The 16,327-nt window shown below is 50.8% G+C and carries 13 protein-coding genes; 8 read left to right on the forward strand and 5 right to left on the reverse strand.

Features of this window, described 5'->3' with window-relative positions:
• Positions 1-127: 127 nt before the first annotated feature.
• Complete coding sequence (gene glgX / locus H6750_12995; GenBank protein MCB9775221.1) at positions 128-2,263, forward strand: glycogen debranching protein GlgX; 2,136 nt, start codon at positions 128-130, stop codon at positions 2,261-2,263.
• A 156-nt stretch (positions 2,264-2,419) separates the two neighbouring features.
• On the opposite strand, the gene H6750_13000 is transcribed toward glgX, so the two are convergent.
• Together H6750_13000 and H6750_13005 are read right to left on the reverse strand one after the other, a co-directional pair.
• On the reverse strand, positions 2,420-2,647 hold the full coding sequence (locus H6750_13000; protein ID MCB9775222.1) for a YtxH domain-containing protein: 228 nt from the start codon (positions 2,645-2,647) through the stop codon (positions 2,420-2,422).
• 67 nt (positions 2,648-2,714) lie between these two features.
• Positions 2,715-2,861: a DUF2934 domain-containing protein gene (locus H6750_13005; GenBank protein MCB9775223.1), complete on the reverse strand. Its 147-nt coding sequence runs from the start codon at positions 2,859-2,861 to the stop codon at positions 2,715-2,717.
• Between the two features lie 727 nt (positions 2,862-3,588).
• Here H6750_13005 and malQ point away from each other — a divergent pair.
• From malQ to H6750_13035, 6 genes are all read left to right on the forward strand, one after another.
• Positions 3,589-5,799 (forward strand): 4-alpha-glucanotransferase, encoded by a 2,211-nt coding sequence (malQ, locus tag H6750_13010; GenBank protein ID MCB9775224.1) that lies wholly within the window; start codon positions 3,589-3,591, stop codon positions 5,797-5,799.
• A gap of 222 nt (positions 5,800-6,021) precedes the next feature.
• Positions 6,022-6,870, forward strand: coding sequence for a mechanosensitive ion channel (locus H6750_13015; GenBank protein MCB9775225.1), 849 nt, complete (start codon positions 6,022-6,024; stop codon positions 6,868-6,870).
• A gap of 3 nt (positions 6,871-6,873) precedes the next feature.
• Positions 6,874-7,710, forward strand: a complete 837-nt coding sequence (locus H6750_13020; protein ID MCB9775226.1) for a magnesium transporter — start codon at positions 6,874-6,876, stop codon at positions 7,708-7,710.
• Positions 7,707-9,041 carry a magnesium transporter gene (gene mgtE, locus H6750_13025; protein MCB9775227.1) on the forward strand — a complete coding sequence of 445 codons (1,335 nt, stop codon included), beginning with the start codon at positions 7,707-7,709 and terminating at the stop codon, positions 9,039-9,041. Before H6750_13020 ends, mgtE begins: the two co-directional genes overlap by 4 nt.
• 173 nt (positions 9,042-9,214) lie before the next feature.
• Positions 9,215-9,982: a CBS domain-containing protein gene (locus H6750_13030; protein MCB9775228.1), complete on the forward strand. Its 768-nt coding sequence runs from the start codon at positions 9,215-9,217 to the stop codon at positions 9,980-9,982.
• Between the two features lie 285 nt (positions 9,983-10,267).
• Complete coding sequence (locus H6750_13035; GenBank protein MCB9775229.1) at positions 10,268-11,758, forward strand: Do family serine endopeptidase; 1,491 nt, start codon at positions 10,268-10,270, stop codon at positions 11,756-11,758.
• A gap of 152 nt (positions 11,759-11,910) precedes the next feature.
• Here the strand turns inward: H6750_13035 and H6750_13040 are convergent, their stop codons facing one another.
• The 3 genes from H6750_13040 to H6750_13050 all read right to left on the reverse strand — a co-directional run bounded on the left by H6750_13040 (position 11,911) and on the right by H6750_13050 (position 13,393).
• On the reverse strand, positions 11,911-12,510 hold the full coding sequence (locus tag H6750_13040) for a hypothetical protein (protein MCB9775230.1): 600 nt from the start codon (positions 12,508-12,510) through the stop codon (positions 11,911-11,913).
• A 122-nt stretch (positions 12,511-12,632) separates the two neighbouring features.
• The gene (locus tag H6750_13045) at positions 12,633-13,073 is read right to left on the reverse strand and encodes a hypothetical protein (protein ID MCB9775231.1); all 441 of its coding nucleotides are present in this window, start codon (positions 13,071-13,073) and stop codon (positions 12,633-12,635) included.
• Entirely contained in the window at positions 13,070-13,393 is a 324-nt protein-coding gene (locus H6750_13050) for a hypothetical protein (GenBank protein ID MCB9775232.1), read from the reverse strand. The genes H6750_13045 and H6750_13050 overlap by 4 nt, the downstream gene beginning before the upstream one ends.
• 603 nt (positions 13,394-13,996) lie before the next feature.
• Between H6750_13050 and H6750_13055 the strand changes: the two genes are divergently transcribed.
• On the forward strand, positions 13,997-15,541 hold the full coding sequence (locus H6750_13055) for a DegQ family serine endoprotease (protein ID MCB9775233.1): 1,545 nt from the start codon (positions 13,997-13,999) through the stop codon (positions 15,539-15,541).
• Positions 15,542-16,327: the final 786 nt, after the last annotated feature.

Here is a 16,327-nt window from a genome sequence, read left to right on the forward strand (position 1 = left end):
GATGGAGGGCTGTATATGGAACGCCAGAAGCGTTTGATGGGGGTTTGCCCCGTTTTGAGATATGCTGTATCATCGTCCCCCGCTATTCCCGATATCCGGAAACCCACATCCAGGAGAGTAGAATATTATGAGAATTTGGCCTGGTCGATCATATCCGCTTGGTGCCACATGGGATGGGCAGGGGGTCAATTTTGCGCTGTTTTCGGAAAATGCAACAGGTGTGGATCTTTGCCTGTTTGACAATGAACTTCAGGACCAGGAAACCCACCGGATCACCATTGAGGAACGAACGGATCAAGTTTGGCATGTATATTTGCCTGAGGTGCGTCCGGGCCAGCTCTATGGATACCGGGTGCATGGGCCATATGATCCTGAGGCGGGGCACCGGTTTAACCCTGCCAAGCTCCTCATTGATCCGTATGCGAAATCTTTGACGGGTGTGGTGCGATGGTCCGATTCCATGTTTGGCTACCGGCTTGGCGATCCGGCTGGTGACCTGTCGTACGATGATCGGAACAATGCGGCAAACATTCCTAAAGGGGTAGTCGTCGACCAGGCCTTTAGCTGGGGAGGAGACCAGCGTTTGAATATTCCCTGGGAGCAGACGGTCATCTATGAAGTCCACGTTAAGGGAATGACGATGCGGCATCCGGACGTTCCTGATTCATTGCGGGGAACCTATGCAGGCTTGGCGTCTCCGCCGATTCTTGAATATTTGCAATCGCTCGGGATCACCGCAGTGGAATTGTTGCCAGTTCATCATTTTGTGAACGATCTCTATTTGAAAGAAAAGGGCCTCACCAATTATTGGGGGTATAATTCCATTGGGTATTTTGCTCCGGATATCCGGTATTCGGCTTTCCCCGGTGGAGGAGAAAAGGTCGATGAATTCAAATCCATGGTCAGGAAACTGCATAGTTCCGGCATCGAAGTCATCCTTGATGTGGTCTATAACCATACCGGAGAAGGGAATCACTTCGGGCCGACGTTATCATTCCGGGGGATTGATAACGCCTCCTATTATCGTGTGTCTCCTGACAATCCACGCTATTACATGGATTATACCGGCTGTGGAAATACGCTGAACGTCCGACATCCACGGACCTTACAATTGATCATGGACAGTTTGCGGTATTGGGTGAATGATATGCATGTGGATGGTTTCCGGTTTGATCTGGCATCCGCGCTCGCACGGGAATTACATGATGTGGATCGGCTCAGCGCTTTTTTTGACATCATTCACCAGGATCCCGTGTTGTCGCAGGTGAAGCTGATTGCCGAACCCTGGGATCTGGGGGAAGGCGGCTACCAAGTGGGAAATTTTCCTCCTGGGTGGGCGGAGTGGAATGGGAAATACCGTGATTCTATCCGCCGGTATTGGAAGGGAGATGGTGGGTTGCTTGGGGAAATCGCCAATCGTTGGTCCGGGAGCAGCGATCTCTATGGAGAAAGCGGGCGGCAACCCTATGCCAGTATAAATTTCGTGACCGCTCATGACGGATTTACCCTCCAGGATTTGGTGTCGTATGACCACAAGCATAATGAAAACAATCAGGAAGGAAATCGGGATGGAACCGATGACAATGATAGTTGGAATTGTGGTGTGGAAGGCCCGACTGATGATCCTGCGATTCAGGAATTGCGGGATCGGCAGGTCCGGAATTTTTTCGCGACCTTATTATTATCCCAGGGAGTACCGATGATCTGTGGCGGGGATGAATTAGGTCGTACACAACAGGGGAATAATAACGCCTATTGCCAGGATAACGAGTTGAGTTGGGTGAATTGGAACCTGACGCGATCCCAACTCGGATTGCTGGAATTTGTGAAGCTGCTCATTGCCATAAAAAAAACCCATCCGGTGTTTCAACGGCGAAGGTTTTTTCAAGGGCGCCGGGTGGAAGATTCGGAAGTGAAGGATGTGGCCTGGTTCGGATCGCATGGAAAAGAAATGTCGCATGAAGATTGGCAGATGGGGCTTCGAACCTTGGGAATACGATTGGCAGGAGATGCCATTGTAGAGAAAGATAGCCACGGACGACCGATTGTGGATGAGACGTTTTTAGTATTGATAAACGCCCATCATGAGGATGTGGAATTCATCCTTCCTGCCCACACCAAGTCGGTACGGTGGGAGTTGGAGTTTGATACCGCTGTCCCGGTTGATAAGAAGAGTTCCAAGCATACGAAATTATTGAAAGGGGGACAACCCTATCATTTAATTTCTCGGGGGCTTGCCTTGTTCCGAACCCCGAAATCCTGACAACGTGGTCATCGCTGTCAGTCCACTGGCCCCATGGATTAACGCTTGGTCATGGGAATGAACCAGCCACGACGCCCCCATCTATAAGACAAGCCTGCCAAGCGGTCAGCCAGACCTAAGTCTTACCGGGAAGCCGGCAATTCTGGCATCAGTCAACTAGACGACGTATTTCTTGCTACGCTCTACCATACCGGTGACAGCTTCTTTGGCATCTTCTGCAAACTCTCCGGCCCGTTCGCTGGCGTCTTCCATCATGTTCTTTAGCTGACGACGGGTTCGAGATCCCGACTGGGGAGCCATCAACAGACCAAGGCCGGTTCCGAGGACCACTCCGACCATTAATGAAAGCCCAGCGAGCAAAACATAGCGAGTATCGTTATCCATGTGCGATATCCTCCATTGGTAAAGTGAGTGGGTAAAAATGTTCAAGGATCAAGATTTCAATTGTCTCCTAAGATAACGGAGGCTGCTGCAAGAGTATCTCACGCTCGGCTTGAAGCCAGTCTTCCCAATCACTGCCATGTTGGCCTCCGCGCCGCTGATGAATTTCAAAGGCGCGTTGGGCAATACGTTCCCGCAATTCTTCGGATAGTGCCATGGAGGGACCGGGATAGGAGACTTGAGGCTCCTTGTGAATGGCCTGAGGCAACACCGGCCGCCTTGTCGTGGCTGAGCCCCCAGATTTGCTGCTGGTTTTTTTTGCCGTCTTGCCTTCAAGGGTCGTTTTTTTTGTGGTGGACGGTTTTTTCTTAGGTTTCTCGTCTGGTGTTTTTGGGGGCATGTTTCCTTTCTCAGCTCCTATGCTTGTCTGACTTTGAGAGACCCCATTCCGACTCGTTTATGGCCTTATTGTACAGGAATATTGGCTCTTCGTCCAAACTGTTGGGCGTGGTTTAGCTGTTTCCGAGGCTATCGCCGTGTTGTGAAAGGACGAAAAGGATTCTTTCCTGGGAGTAGGTGGACACGTTCCCAGGAAGGAATCAAGGGGCTAGGGTATGCGGCAAATTTCGATTTCTCAGATCGGTATTTTCAAGAGTTAGCATGAGGTTTGTAGAAGACACAAGATTGATCTTCCCTTACAATTACAACGATAAAGCCTTAACGGAAGCCAGAGACCAGAGTGAAGGGAGAGAGACTCTGTTGAAAGGAATGAGAGAAAAAATCTTTTGATCTGAGGCGGCGAACACCAGTCATGCGGTAGTTGCGTGGTTCGTCAGCAAGGCACTCTCATGAGCCGGATACCACAAAACAGGATATAAGGAATAGTTAATAGCGATTTCCCCAAAAACTGACATCGAGAAGTGTATTTTTTTTGAATGACAACGATGCATAAAGATGAATCTGCCACAAAGCTGATTTGGCAATTAGGTCAGCAGTATGGCATTGACCCGTTTTATTTTGATGGCTTAGGTGTTGAGCGACAGGTTTCGGTGCCTCATCTCCAACAAGTCCTGGCAAGCATGGGGGTGAAGGCTTCATCGAAGAAGGAAATTCTTGCCTCGCTTGCTCATGCGGACTTCCGAACCTGGACTCAGGTCATTGATGCAGTTGTGGTGCGCTATCCTTCTGATGCTCCCTTCATGTTGGCTCTGTCCCTTCCCCTTGGGAGCTCCAGTTTGGAGAAGGTTTCCCTTGTCATCCAGGTGACGGATGAGAAGGGGAGGAGCCGGCGCTTATCTATACCCGGATCCAGGGTCAAGGTGATATCTGAGAAGACGATCCGTGGTGTGCGGTATGTCCGGGTTCATGTTCCTCTTTCCGGAACATGTACACTCGGTTACTTCCGTCTTGCGGTTTGTGTGAACCTGCATGCAGAGCGAACAGTCGAAGGACAGGCTCTCCTCATAGTGGCACCCAGGAAATGTTATCTCCCCCCTTCACCTAATCGTGCTTGGGGGATTTCGCTCCAACTCTATGGGTTACGGTCACACAAAAACTGGGGAATTGGGGATTTTCGAGATTTGGAAGAGATTATGAAAGTGGCGGGGACGCGTTGGAGAGTGGCCACCATCGGGGTCAATCCTCTTCATATTCCGGCAGTGGGATTAGCCAGCCCCTATTCTCCGTCCAGCCGTCTCTTCTGGAGCCCCGTGTACTTGAACCTGGAGGGGGTAGAGGAGTGGCGGATTTCTGCAGGTCTTCGTCGGAAAGCCAAGAGCGCAAAATTCCAGCGTCGTCTCCAACAGTTTCGGGAGAGTCCACTGGTCGATTATGAGGCCGTAGGGAAACTGAAGTGGGCGGTTCTCGAAGATCTATTCCGAGTGTTTCGACGACAACATCTCCAGCCTAAGTCCCGCACGGCACGTGGAAGAGCATTTGCCAAATTTGTGTCCGGGTTCCACCCCCATCTAACCATGTTTTGTACATTTCAGGCCTTGACGGAACGCCTGGGAACGGTGGCTTGGCGCACTTGGCCCAACGCCTTTCGGCATCCCCAGTCACCGGATGTGGAAGTGTTTCAACGATCTCATGCCACTCGGGTTCAATTTTATCAATATGTTCAATGGTTGTGTGAGTTGCAATTACAGAACCTCGATCTTGTTGCGAAGAAACATTCATTGGCGTTCCGCTTGTATCATGATTTACCGGTCGGCATTCATCCCGATGGAGCCGATGCCTGGGTCTTTCAAGATCAGCTTGCCTCAGGCATTACTGTTGGCGCGCCGCCGGATTCCTTTAATCTCAATGGACAAAGTTGGGGACTGGCTGTTCCCAATCCCGTTCGTTTGCGGGAGGATGGGTATCGCTTTCTTCGAGAAACCTTACGCCAAAATATGCGACATGGAGGTGTCCTCAGGATCGACCATGCCTTGGGGCTGTTTCGGATGTTCTGGGTTCCCCAAGGGGGAACAGGAAAGGATGGCGTGTACGTCAAAACTTACGTGGATGAAATTTTGGCGGTCCTGGCACTAGAAAGTGTGCGACGAAAAGTGATGGTGGTTGGGGAGGACCTGGGTGCGGTCACCCCTGCCATTCGGGAAAAATTAGATGCCGCGGGGCTTCTATCCTATCGTCTGTTATTTTTTGAACGAGGCAATAGGGGGGAGATGACCCCGCCACATGCCTATCCTGAGCAGGCGCTTGTGGCCGCAACGACACATGATCTTCCTACCCTCAAAGGTTTTTGGGCAGGACGAGATATCATCATAAAGCAAGAAGGGAGTGTCTATCTCAGAAAAAAAGATTGCCAGCAGGACCGGCGGCAGCGGGCGGAAGATCGGAAACAATTATGGGAGGCCTTACATCGGGAGGGCCTCTGTTCTGCCGGGGCAATTCCCCCAAACCTTTCGGACGATATGCTTCAAGCCATGTACCGGTATTTAGCAAGGACACCCTCGCGTCTGCTCATCGTGCAGCTTGAAGATTTGTTGGGGGAGCTTGATACGCCTAATCTCCCTGGAGCCCCGGATTCCGTCTATCCTTCCTGGCGAGTGCGGATTGGTCGAGAATTGACTGCTTGGCTCAATGATCCGGCCATCCTGGGCTTTGCCAAAGCGATGCAGCGTGAGGGACGGAAAGGCGGATGTGACCACTAGATAGGCAGAGGATAGGTTGCATAAGCGCTTTGATAGAAGGATGGATACTCAGATGCTATCCCATGAGTCAAATACGGTGTCTTGCCGGAATGTCAGTTGCGTGCTGTGTAGGAGGATACTATGATCAACGATTGGCATGGTCCAATGCCCATTGGGTCTGATGGGAAAAACAGGGCGTTTCGTCTGAGTTAGATCGATACGGAAGAGAGGACGATCCTTCATATGCAAGAGAAAAAGTTGACGATGGCCGGGTGGGTGGATGGCTTAACCGACGCGGTTACTGCGAGCCTGGCTCAAATTGTTGCCTATTTGCCAACCCTGATTTTGGCGTGCATGCTCTTGGGTCTTGGTTATGTGCTAGCCAGGCTGGTTTCTGTCGTGGTGACCCGCTTGTTGCAATTGATGGGGTTTGACCGCTTGCTGAGTCGAACCGCCGTGCAAACCTTATTGGAGCGATCAGGAACCAAGCAGAAAAGTTCTGAAATTTTAGGGTTGATTGGTTTTTGGATTATTTTCCTGGTTTTTCTCATTCAAGCGTCGGACACCCTCAGTTTGACGATGGTCTCTGATGCTCTGACGAGTATTGCCTATTATATTCCCAAAGTCGGGATTGCGGTGTTGGTGCTGGTTCTGGGTTTAATCGCCGCGAATTTTGTTCGTGAGTTGATTACCATGACGTGTAGTTCGGCAGGAATTACTCACGGGACGATGGTGGCCCAGGCCGTCTATGTGGCGGTCGTATTGTTAATTGTGGTGACGGCCATTGACGCACTCGGGATTAATACGGAACTGCTGAACAATACCATTGTTATCCTCTTAGCTGGATTGATCGGGGGTGCGGCATTGTCGTTTGGATTGGGGTCACGGACCGCTGTGGCTAATCTCATTGCTGCTCATTATTTAGGGTCAATGGTTCGAGTGGGCATGACCGTAAAAATTGGGGAGAACCAAGGAACCGTGGTTGCGGTCACCCCCATCTCTGTCGTGTTGGAAACCCGGGAGGGCCGGGTCATCGTTCCTGCGACCCAGGTTACCGAATCAACAGCCGTCATTACCCATCCCGAGCATTAGCATATGGAACTTGAACATCGGCTTACTCTGGGGTATTTGCAGGCGCATCCCGTGGAGGCAGCCCGTCATTTGGAATCGCTGGATCCTCATGAAGCGGCTTCGCTCCTGGAGGCCTTACCTGGGGAAGAAATCGCCGGTGTCTTAGAGCATTGCTTGCCGGTATCCACGGCCAAAATCATCGAAGAGCTTTCAAAGGATCTTGGGGCAGGTGTCTTAGGCGCCATGAATGCCACATCAGCGATCGGGGTTCTTCGGCAATTTGAGGAACCAGTTCGCCAGGACGTGTTGGACCGGTTAGATAATCCGATGGGGGCGACCCTTCGCCGTGCCTTGCGGTATTCCCCCAACACGGCCGGAAGTTTAGCGGATCCTCAGGTGTTTACCCTCCCACCTGATATCGCCGTCGAAGAGGCCGTCGACCGTATTCGTACCTATGGCCAGAAAGCCATGTACTATGTCTACGTCATCGATCGCGATAGTAAATTGGAAGGTGTCCTCACATTGAGGCAGCTGCTGATTGATCGGTCTGATCATTTAGTCGGAACATTGATGGAGACCCAGATCATCACCTTATCAGCAGAAGCCAATCTGGAGGAAATTCTCAAGCACTCTGAATGGAGCCGGTTTCATACCTTGCCGGTGGTCGATCGATGGGGAACATTTTTTGGAGCCTTGCGATATCGGATGTTACGCAGGATTGAGAAAGATGTCGGAGGCAAGGCCCCGTTGGGATCGGTGAGCGATTCCCTCATGCAACTTTGGGAAGTCTATTCGTTAACCGGCATTCGCTTAATGACCGATGTGGCGGAAACGCTACAAGAACGGAACAAAATAGGGTGAGGGATCTAACCACGCAGAGGGGTTCGAAGGTTCGGGGAAGGGGGCATCTCCTCAACGAGGCTTTTTTTCAGAACCATCATGAGGAAGCCGCACGAATTCTGGAAGGGTATCCGGTAGAGGATATTCTGCGAGTCTTGCAAGGAACCAGTCCGAAAAATGCGGCGAATCTTCTGGCCTGTGTCACGCCTCCCGTCGCTGCGGATACGTTGGCGATCATGCCCACTGATTTGCTGAAGCAGGTTGTGCCGCATCTCTCGCCGTCATTAGCGGCCTCCCTGTTTCAACGGTTGGACGACGATCTGCAACGGGCGATTCTTTTCAGAGTTCCTGAACGGTATGCCCAGGAAATCCGGTCCTACATGACCTACCCGGAGGAATCCGTCGGCCGTATTATGGATCCCAAATTTTTTGTGTTGCAGGAGGAAAGCACGGTTCGGGAAGCCATGGTACAGGTGCGGATCAGGGCCCAGAAAGATGTCCATGATGTCTATGTCATTGATCGAACCCAAAAGCTTGTGGGCCGGATTTCCGTCCGTGATTTGTTGCTGGTGGATCCGGAAGAAAAATTGCAGTCGGTTATGGTTCAGGATCTTCCCACCATTCATCCTTTGGAGTCGCGTGAAGAGATTGTCGAACTCTTCGGGGAACGGCATTTTTTTACGATTCCGGTTGTGGATCTGGACGAACGGCTTTTAGGCGTGGTCCGGAACGAAGCCATTATTAAGGCCAGTCAGGAAGATGCGAGTGCAGACCTGCTGACGATGGTGGGAGCCAATAAGGATGAGCGTGCGCTTTCCCCCGTGTGGTTTTCGGTCCGAAAACGATTGCCGTGGTTACAACTGAATCTGCTCACGGCATTCTTGGCCGCATTTGTCGTAGGAATGTTTGAAGGGACCATTGCGAAATTTACCGCTCTGGCTGTCTTACTCCCGATTGTGGCCGGGCAGTCAGGCAATACCGGGGCCCAATCCCTTGCCGTGGTCATTCGCGGATTGGCACTGCGGGATATACGACCATCTCAATGGCTGAGAGTCAGCGGGAAAGAAGTCTATGTCGCGTTTTTAAACGGCCTGGCTGTTTCTGCCACGGCATGTCTCGCCGTGGGATTATGGAGCCGGTCATTGGGATTGGTCTTCATCATCGGTCTGTCCATGATTATTTCGATGGTCATTGCAGGGCTGTCCGGTGCGATCATTCCCATTGCCTTGAAGGCACTCAAACAGGATCCCGCCCAATCCTCCTCGATTGTGTTAACCACGGTGACCGATGTGGTCGGGTTTTTCAGTTTCTTGGGGCTTGCCACCTTGCTTTCAAGTTTATTGGAAGCCTGATCATTGATCGGGTTGTGGACAGGCTCCTCTTCATGTTCGCTCTCTCCCGCTCCCACACCCCTCGCGGGCCATTTTTCCATCAAACAAAATTTCTGATTGCCTACTAATTAATGGTAGGGTAGTATCGTTTTTGCTCTCATTTTTATCCTATGTCATTGTGGAAAGGAGGCTCTATGGGATCACAGAAGACGTCTAAATCGGATCGTGTAGGAACATTGGATCAGGATATTTCCCGGATACGCCAACAGTTAGAAATCTTGAAAAAATTTCTGATAGATGAGCCTTCCATGGTTGCTTTAAACGAATTTGATTCCGCTACAGAAGAGATTCTCGAGAATGCGTTTGGCAGTTCCTCTCCGCTCTTAGATACCTATGATTATGCCCAACTTGGAGAGGCAGCGGGGCTGATGAATCTTTCTGAAGAGGCACCGGAAGGCACCACCCACCACTCACAGAGGGAAACGATCCGGCAACGGCAGCGAGTGCTGGAAAGCGCGATCGGGGACCTTGAGGCCAGGCGAGCCTCCCTCTCGCAGGTATCCAAGAAACGGAAAGCATCCGGGCCGACCGTTTCCGACTATATGGCAAAAACTGTGCGATCCGTGTCACTTGAGGCCACCTTGCAAGAAGCCGGACAATGCCTTCAAACATGGAAGATCGGGTCGGTGTTAATTCAAAGTGGAGATGAGTATTTGGGGTATATTACCGAAACGGAATTGACTCGAGAGGTTGTCGCGTCCGGAACAGATCCCGTGACCACCACGGTGAAAACCTGCATGCGCGAACCGTTAGTCACGATTGAGACCAGTGATCCAATTGTCGAAGCCGTGCGTCTCATGAAAGAAAAAGGGACCAGGCATCTTGCGGTCACCGAAAGTAACAGGATTGTCGGTGTGATCTCCGTTTCAGATATAATCCGGTATTATTCTGGAGTTGTCTAAAGATTAGTCTTCTGAGAGATTCTCACTCGCCTTCTAGCGTCGGGCTACCAGGCTCTCTTCCTCGGGAACACGCGCAGGTTTTTTCGTGGCCGTGTTTCTCGAGGAAGGTTCCACATTTTTCCATAAAATATTCGATCCGCCATTGAATGAAGCTTTCGGAGGCAGCGAACGTAAGCTGAGAAAAATCTGCCTGATGGACCTCTAGAGACATTTGTGTTTTTAGTCAGTCGCATATTTTTTTCCAAATCGCCGACCATACATCAAGAACCGATCATGGGGATAAAAATGGGTAATAAGAAATGCAATGCCTTGCGTCACTTTTCCAGGCTCAAAGATATCTTGAGTTCAGTTCTGGCGATGTGGATTGGTTGTGGCAGTGTGGTTTCGTTGGGTATCGGTATGGACAGAAGTGCCGGATGGGCAGGTGAGGCCTCAGAGTCCTCACTGGGACGAACGGGGGAAATGGTGTTCAAGCAAGGAGGATTTGCGGACGTGGCCCAGGCCGTGACTCCGGCTGTGGTGAATATCACGGCAACCGTTGATATTGTCGAATCCCGGGGAGGAGGTATTCCACTGCCGTTTCGAGGTTTTGGTGAGGGCCAAGCGCCACCGGGTATTCCCAAACGTCAAAAGGGTTCAGGATCAGGCGTCATCCTGTCTTCCGACGGATATATTATGACCAATAATCATGTGATTGCCCAAAGCCGCGATCTCCTTGTCACTCTTCCTGATGCACGTGAATTTCCAGCCAAGGTTGTTGGAGCGGATCCCGAGACGGATTTGGCGGTTATCAAAATTCAGGCAGACAAACTTCCTGTGATTCCCTGGGGCAATTCCGCCTCCTTGGCCGTTGGCCAATATGTATTGGCCATTGGCAACCCGTTTGGTCTGAATTCAACGGTGACGCTAGGTATTGTCAGCGCTCTTGATCGCGGAGGGATGGGGTTAGCCCGATTTGAAGATTTCATTCAGACCGATGCGGCAATTAATCCGGGAAATTCAGGCGGCGCGTTGGTGAACACTCGAGGAGAATTAGTCGGCATAAATACGGCCATAGCCTCGCAAAGTGGAGGATATCAAGGAGTGGGATTCGCTGTGCCTTCTTCATTGGCAAGGCCTGTATTAGAGGAATTGATTAAACATGGCAAGATTGTTAGAGGATATTTAGGTCTGGGGGTCCAGGAAATGACGACGGAACTGGCACCGTGGTTTGGTCTGAAAAGCGGGGAAGGGGCCCTGGTGACCGATGTGGTTCCTGGTGGGCCGGCCGATAAAGCCGGCATACACCGGGGAGAAGTCATTCTTGAGTACCAGGGTAAAACCGTGATAGATGGACAAATGTTGTTGGAACAAGTGACACGTGCCCCTATTGGAGAACAGATTGAACTGGGTATGATCGAAAATGGAAAAGAACGTAAGGTAAGAGCGATCATCCGCGAGCAACCACCAATCCCTCAGGCGCACCGAACTCGATTTCCTCGCGTGGAACATCCTCTTGCCGGGGTGGAAGTGGCCGATGTCGATGAGGCGGCCATTCAGGAATATGGACTGAATCCTGTCACCAAAGGTGCGGTGGTCTCATTCCTTGAGGAAGGATGTGCTGCTGAATTAGCGGGGATCATAGAAGGAGATGTCATTATTGAATTGAATAAGCATCCCGTGGAATCCGTTAGGGACTATTCTTCATGGTTTAAACGGCTTAAAAAAGAACAAGCCGTACTGGTTGTGCTGGTCCGTTCCGCACGCCATTTGTATGTGGTGGTAAAGTCTTCCTGAAGAAATCAGTGTAAAACGGGTTTCCGGCGGTTCACGGAATTTTTAGACGAGCTTTTCTCAGGCATTGAAACTTTTTGAGCGATGCTTCCTTGTTTTTCCAAAGAGGCCGGGGATGTGTGAAGGTTCCTGGTTGAAAATGTTAAAGCACCGGGTTAGAAGGGAGCGATCAAATCAGTAAACTCGAAGTCGAAAAAAAACAAAATGGTATATTCGTTAAAGTAGGTTGCCCCTTGGAACCAGGGAGTGGACCGTACAAATTGTCCGGTCGCTGATTCGAAAATATCCAGGCGGAATCGGGTATATCCTGACAATTTTTGTGAAGCGTACAACGCAATCTCGGGCAAGGCAATTGGGAGGAGCGTGCTTTGTATTGGAGGTATTCCGAACAAGGAGGACCGTTGCTCGACTCCTAGACTTTGAACAAGGATGTGGATCCGGTACTTTGATTTAGCAGGATCCATGACGATTTTCAGCCCTCTTTCTCCCAGCCACCCCTCAATTGCGCCCTTAAAAAAATCTTGTGCAACGGCCAATCCTTGCTCAACGCTTAGTCCAGAAATATCGAGGCTTACGGAATCTCCAGAGGTTAAGGGTATGGGCATGATGTTCTCTCCGTGCAGGCTGCGCTCCACAGCCTGAGCCATGAGGAATTGTTGGACTGCAGTTGGAGATGCGGGTGGGGGAATTGCATTCATGGCGCCGCAGGCGGTCAGCATTCCCACTAACAGGAGACCCTGCAGCATACCAAACATGGACCTATTCCACGGACGTGCTTCGGTTGACCAAACCACTTTCACCTCTATTTTTTGATGAGACAGGGAAAATACCCTGGTCCATGTGAAGGCGAACTCGCGCTCAGTCCTTCCTCGTAAGTCTAGGGGACAGGTCCTGAGTAATCAATCGTTGAGCCGGGTTCCTTTGTCGGTGCAGATGGAATGGAAGGATTCGGAGGTGCCGCAAGGGTAGGATTCATTTCCTTGTGTTTGGTGACCCGAAGCAATTTGGGGTCCTGAACAAAAGGTTCGTATTGCGGCACCTCTAATGTCACCAGATCACGTTCCTCAATGAGGAGGTCGATTTCAGGCACCTGTTGGTGAAAAGTGGCTAAAATGCTTCCGTCTTGAGTCGTAATGGTGACCAGTAATCGATCCTCTTGGCGCTGTTTGTGTATCACCGATCCCTCAAGTGGATGCATGGCGTTCTTTAAAAAAGCCGGGAGATAGGAATCCAAATACCGTGAGGCTAACATCGGGCTACTGAAGCCAAGGCCTAATCCTAGAAAAAATACCGTCGTCGGGATGACCCATGGTCTCATGGTTTCTGTTCCGTGGGTGGAGGTTCGTCTTTTGGTTTTTCCGGTTCTGTTGGAGCAGAGGTTTGCTGTGTGGTTAGAGGTTCGTCCTTCAGGGGTTCCTGCTGCGCGGGAGAAGGCTTCTGCTGTCCACGAATAAACGTTTCCAGGCGACTGAGAGCATCAGCGGTCATGTCGCGGGCCCCCTTGGTCGCCTGTTCGGACTTTTCGGTGAGGTCTTCAATTTGTCGACGGAGATCGCGCATTCCCCCGCCGGTTCGTTGAAATGCCATGATCGCAATCACTAAGGCGACGATAGCGATCAGTAGGGCCAATACTTCCATGATGTCCTCCTGTTCTGGGCAAGCCGTCCCTTTGAAATGTGAATAGGCGTTGACGCCATCTGAGCACCAGTGTGCAGATTAAGGCACATATGCTGAAATGACCGTCCTCTTGTCCTTCCGGATTCCACAGTCTGTCTGCCCCCTTTTATTATTGTGACACGCCATTCATTGGGAATCTACCGTGAGCCTGTTTTTGTCTATACACGGGTAACTTCAAAGGCAAATGTCGGCGCTTCTTATGAATGTGTCCAAGCTCGAATTTCATGGCCTGTCCTGGTTGTTCAAATCGGCAAAATGGGTGACCCCGGCCTCCGGATGACCTGAGGGCAGAGGCGCCTTTTTGTTGATTCGCGGTGACGTGGCCGCCGGCATTTGATTTCTTCGTGAAAAAGTGACTCAGGATTACCTGTTGTGTTGATGTGCCAGTTGCTCTTATCGAACGGAATTCCTTGAGACTGCCACCATAGGGACAGACCCATCAGCGGATCGTGTGAAAATTAATCAAAATTAATAGTCAGTTAATCCTCATCTTATTCTGAATGGATAGTATGCGGATACGAAATATCTCAGTGTCGGCTTTCTAACTATCAAGGAGGAATGTCAATGGGTATTAACAATCGTGGTTCTCGTGGTTGGCGGTTTCAATGGCCGTTGTTTTTTTCCAGAGTGAATACCCGGAAGGCGGGACTGGCCGGTATCGGTTTCCTGGCTGGAATACTCCTGCTCGGGTCATGGAATATGCCGTTTCATTCTCAAGCAGCCATTTCCCAGGCGGCAGATCCTGCATCGGTGGGATCTCTCCCAAACATGGATAAAGGAGGATTTGCGGACATTGCCCAGGCGGTAACCCCCGCAGTGGTCAATATTACGGTTCGAAAAGAAGCGCCAGTCCCCATGTCGGGGATGCCGTCTGATCCGATGAGAGAGTTTTTCGGTCTGCCAGGAATGCCGGAGATGCCAGGAATGCCGAAAAGGCCGGATGGGCCTCCTGCTCCGGAAGGTCAGGGAGCCGGTTCCGGTGTCATTATCTCTAGTGATGGCTATGTGTTGACCAATGACCATGTGGTCGATGGGGCCAAGGAAATCATGGTGACCCTTCCGGATAATCGCGAATTCACCGGAAACGTGATCGGTCTTGATCCCCAGACTGACTTAGCCGTCATTAAAATTGAGGGGGAGGATCTCCCGTATGTTCCCTGGGGAAATTCGGGCGAGCTTCGAGTCGGAGAATATGTCCTGGCGGTCGGCAATCCTTTTGGACTGAATTCCACCGTTACGCTGGGGATTGTCAGCGCATTAGGTCGAGGAGGCATGGGCATCACTCAGTATGAAGATTTTATTCAGACCGATGCGGCGATCAATCCGGGAAATTCCGGTGGAGCGTTGGTGAATACCCGAGGCCAACTGGTCGGAATTAACACCGCAATCTTTTCTCAATCCGGCGGGTACCAAGGCGTGGGATTTGCGGTTCCCACCAATCTTGCCAAACCGGTGTATGACAGTTTGGTCAGTACCGGAAAAGTGGTACGAGGATTTTTGGGCGTCGGTATACAAGCCGTCACGACGGATCTCGCAGACTCGTTTAAATTGGATCAATCCAAAGGTGCGCTGGTCACGAATGTTGTTCCTGGAAGTCCTGCGGACAAGGCAGGCCTCAAGCGGGGTGATGTGATTGTTGAATATCAGGGAAAACCCGTGTTGGATCCGCGTAGTCTTCAGCACCATGTCATCAGGACCACTATCGGCACGGAAGTGAAGATGGTGGTGATCCGGGATGGTCGAAAGCATACCCTAAAGGCGGAGATCCGTGAACAAGACAAGCCTGTTCAAGTGGCCCAAGCCGGCCAGATGGGCACGACGGAAGGACCGCTCGCCGGGGTGGCTGTTCAGAATCTCAACCCTGGCATGGCCGAGCAACTAGGAGTGGAAGAAAATGTGCACGGAGTAGTAGTCATGGATGTCGCTCCGGGAAGTTATGCCGCACGGGCAGGACTGGTTCAAGGTGATGTGATCAGTGAAATCAATCGTAAGCCAGTCAGTTCTGAGGAGGATTTCCTGAAGATGGTTTCCCACTTGCAGGAGAATGCCTCAGCTTTAATTTTTATCCATCGGGGAAAAGGGGCGTTGTATTTGACCATTAAGGTATAACCGTCTTTGAAGTTAGATCCTGGTTGATAAAGGGGGCTTCTTCGACGAAGAAGCCCTCTTTTTTTGGTTAGAGGGTTGTTACCTGTTTGAGACGAGCAAAATTTCCCTTTTACCAATACCTACCATACTGCAATTTTCCCGTCTGTTTTTGGGATCCCATATCCAACGATTACTTCGCAAATTTTATGGTGTGCTTTCTTTTTAAATGGTATGGGGGACAGGAGGAACGGTCCACTGTCAGGTTTTGAACGAGAGGGTTGTGCCCATGCCTTTCGTTTTTCATTAATGAAACAATGGCAGGCTATTATCGGGCTGCACCTTTTCTATTCGGAGGACACTGATCGCTCTCCACCATATCCTGGCTGAGGTTTATCTTAAAGACGTTCTTGGCCATTTCCCTGAACTTCTCGTATGCTTTCTTTTTCTTTCCAGTGTCTGTGGCTGTGGAAGTTACTTCGCCCTGACCGGGTATGATGTGTTGGCGCTTCGTCATTCTGGTCGATCCTTATCCTATTCTCTTAAGGGACCCGAGTCGGTTATCAGTTACACGTTCAGTCTCAATATTGGGCTGTCGCTGATTTCGGGTGGGTTCTATCCTTTATTGTATTTATTTCCCTGCTGGGGCCTCAGCGGTTGGAAAACGCGGCTTTGAAGGGACTTTGTGCGATGACGTTTGGGTTCAGAGTAGGTTTCACGCTCGGACTGGCTTTAGCCGTAGAGCCGGATAGACTTGCTGGACTGGCGGAATTTCCCTACCTCTCAATGGGGTGATGGGTTTATATATTC

Source organism: Nitrospiraceae bacterium (assembly GCA_020632595.1).
Lineage (GTDB): Bacteria > Nitrospirota > Nitrospiria > Nitrospirales > UBA8639 > Nitrospira_E.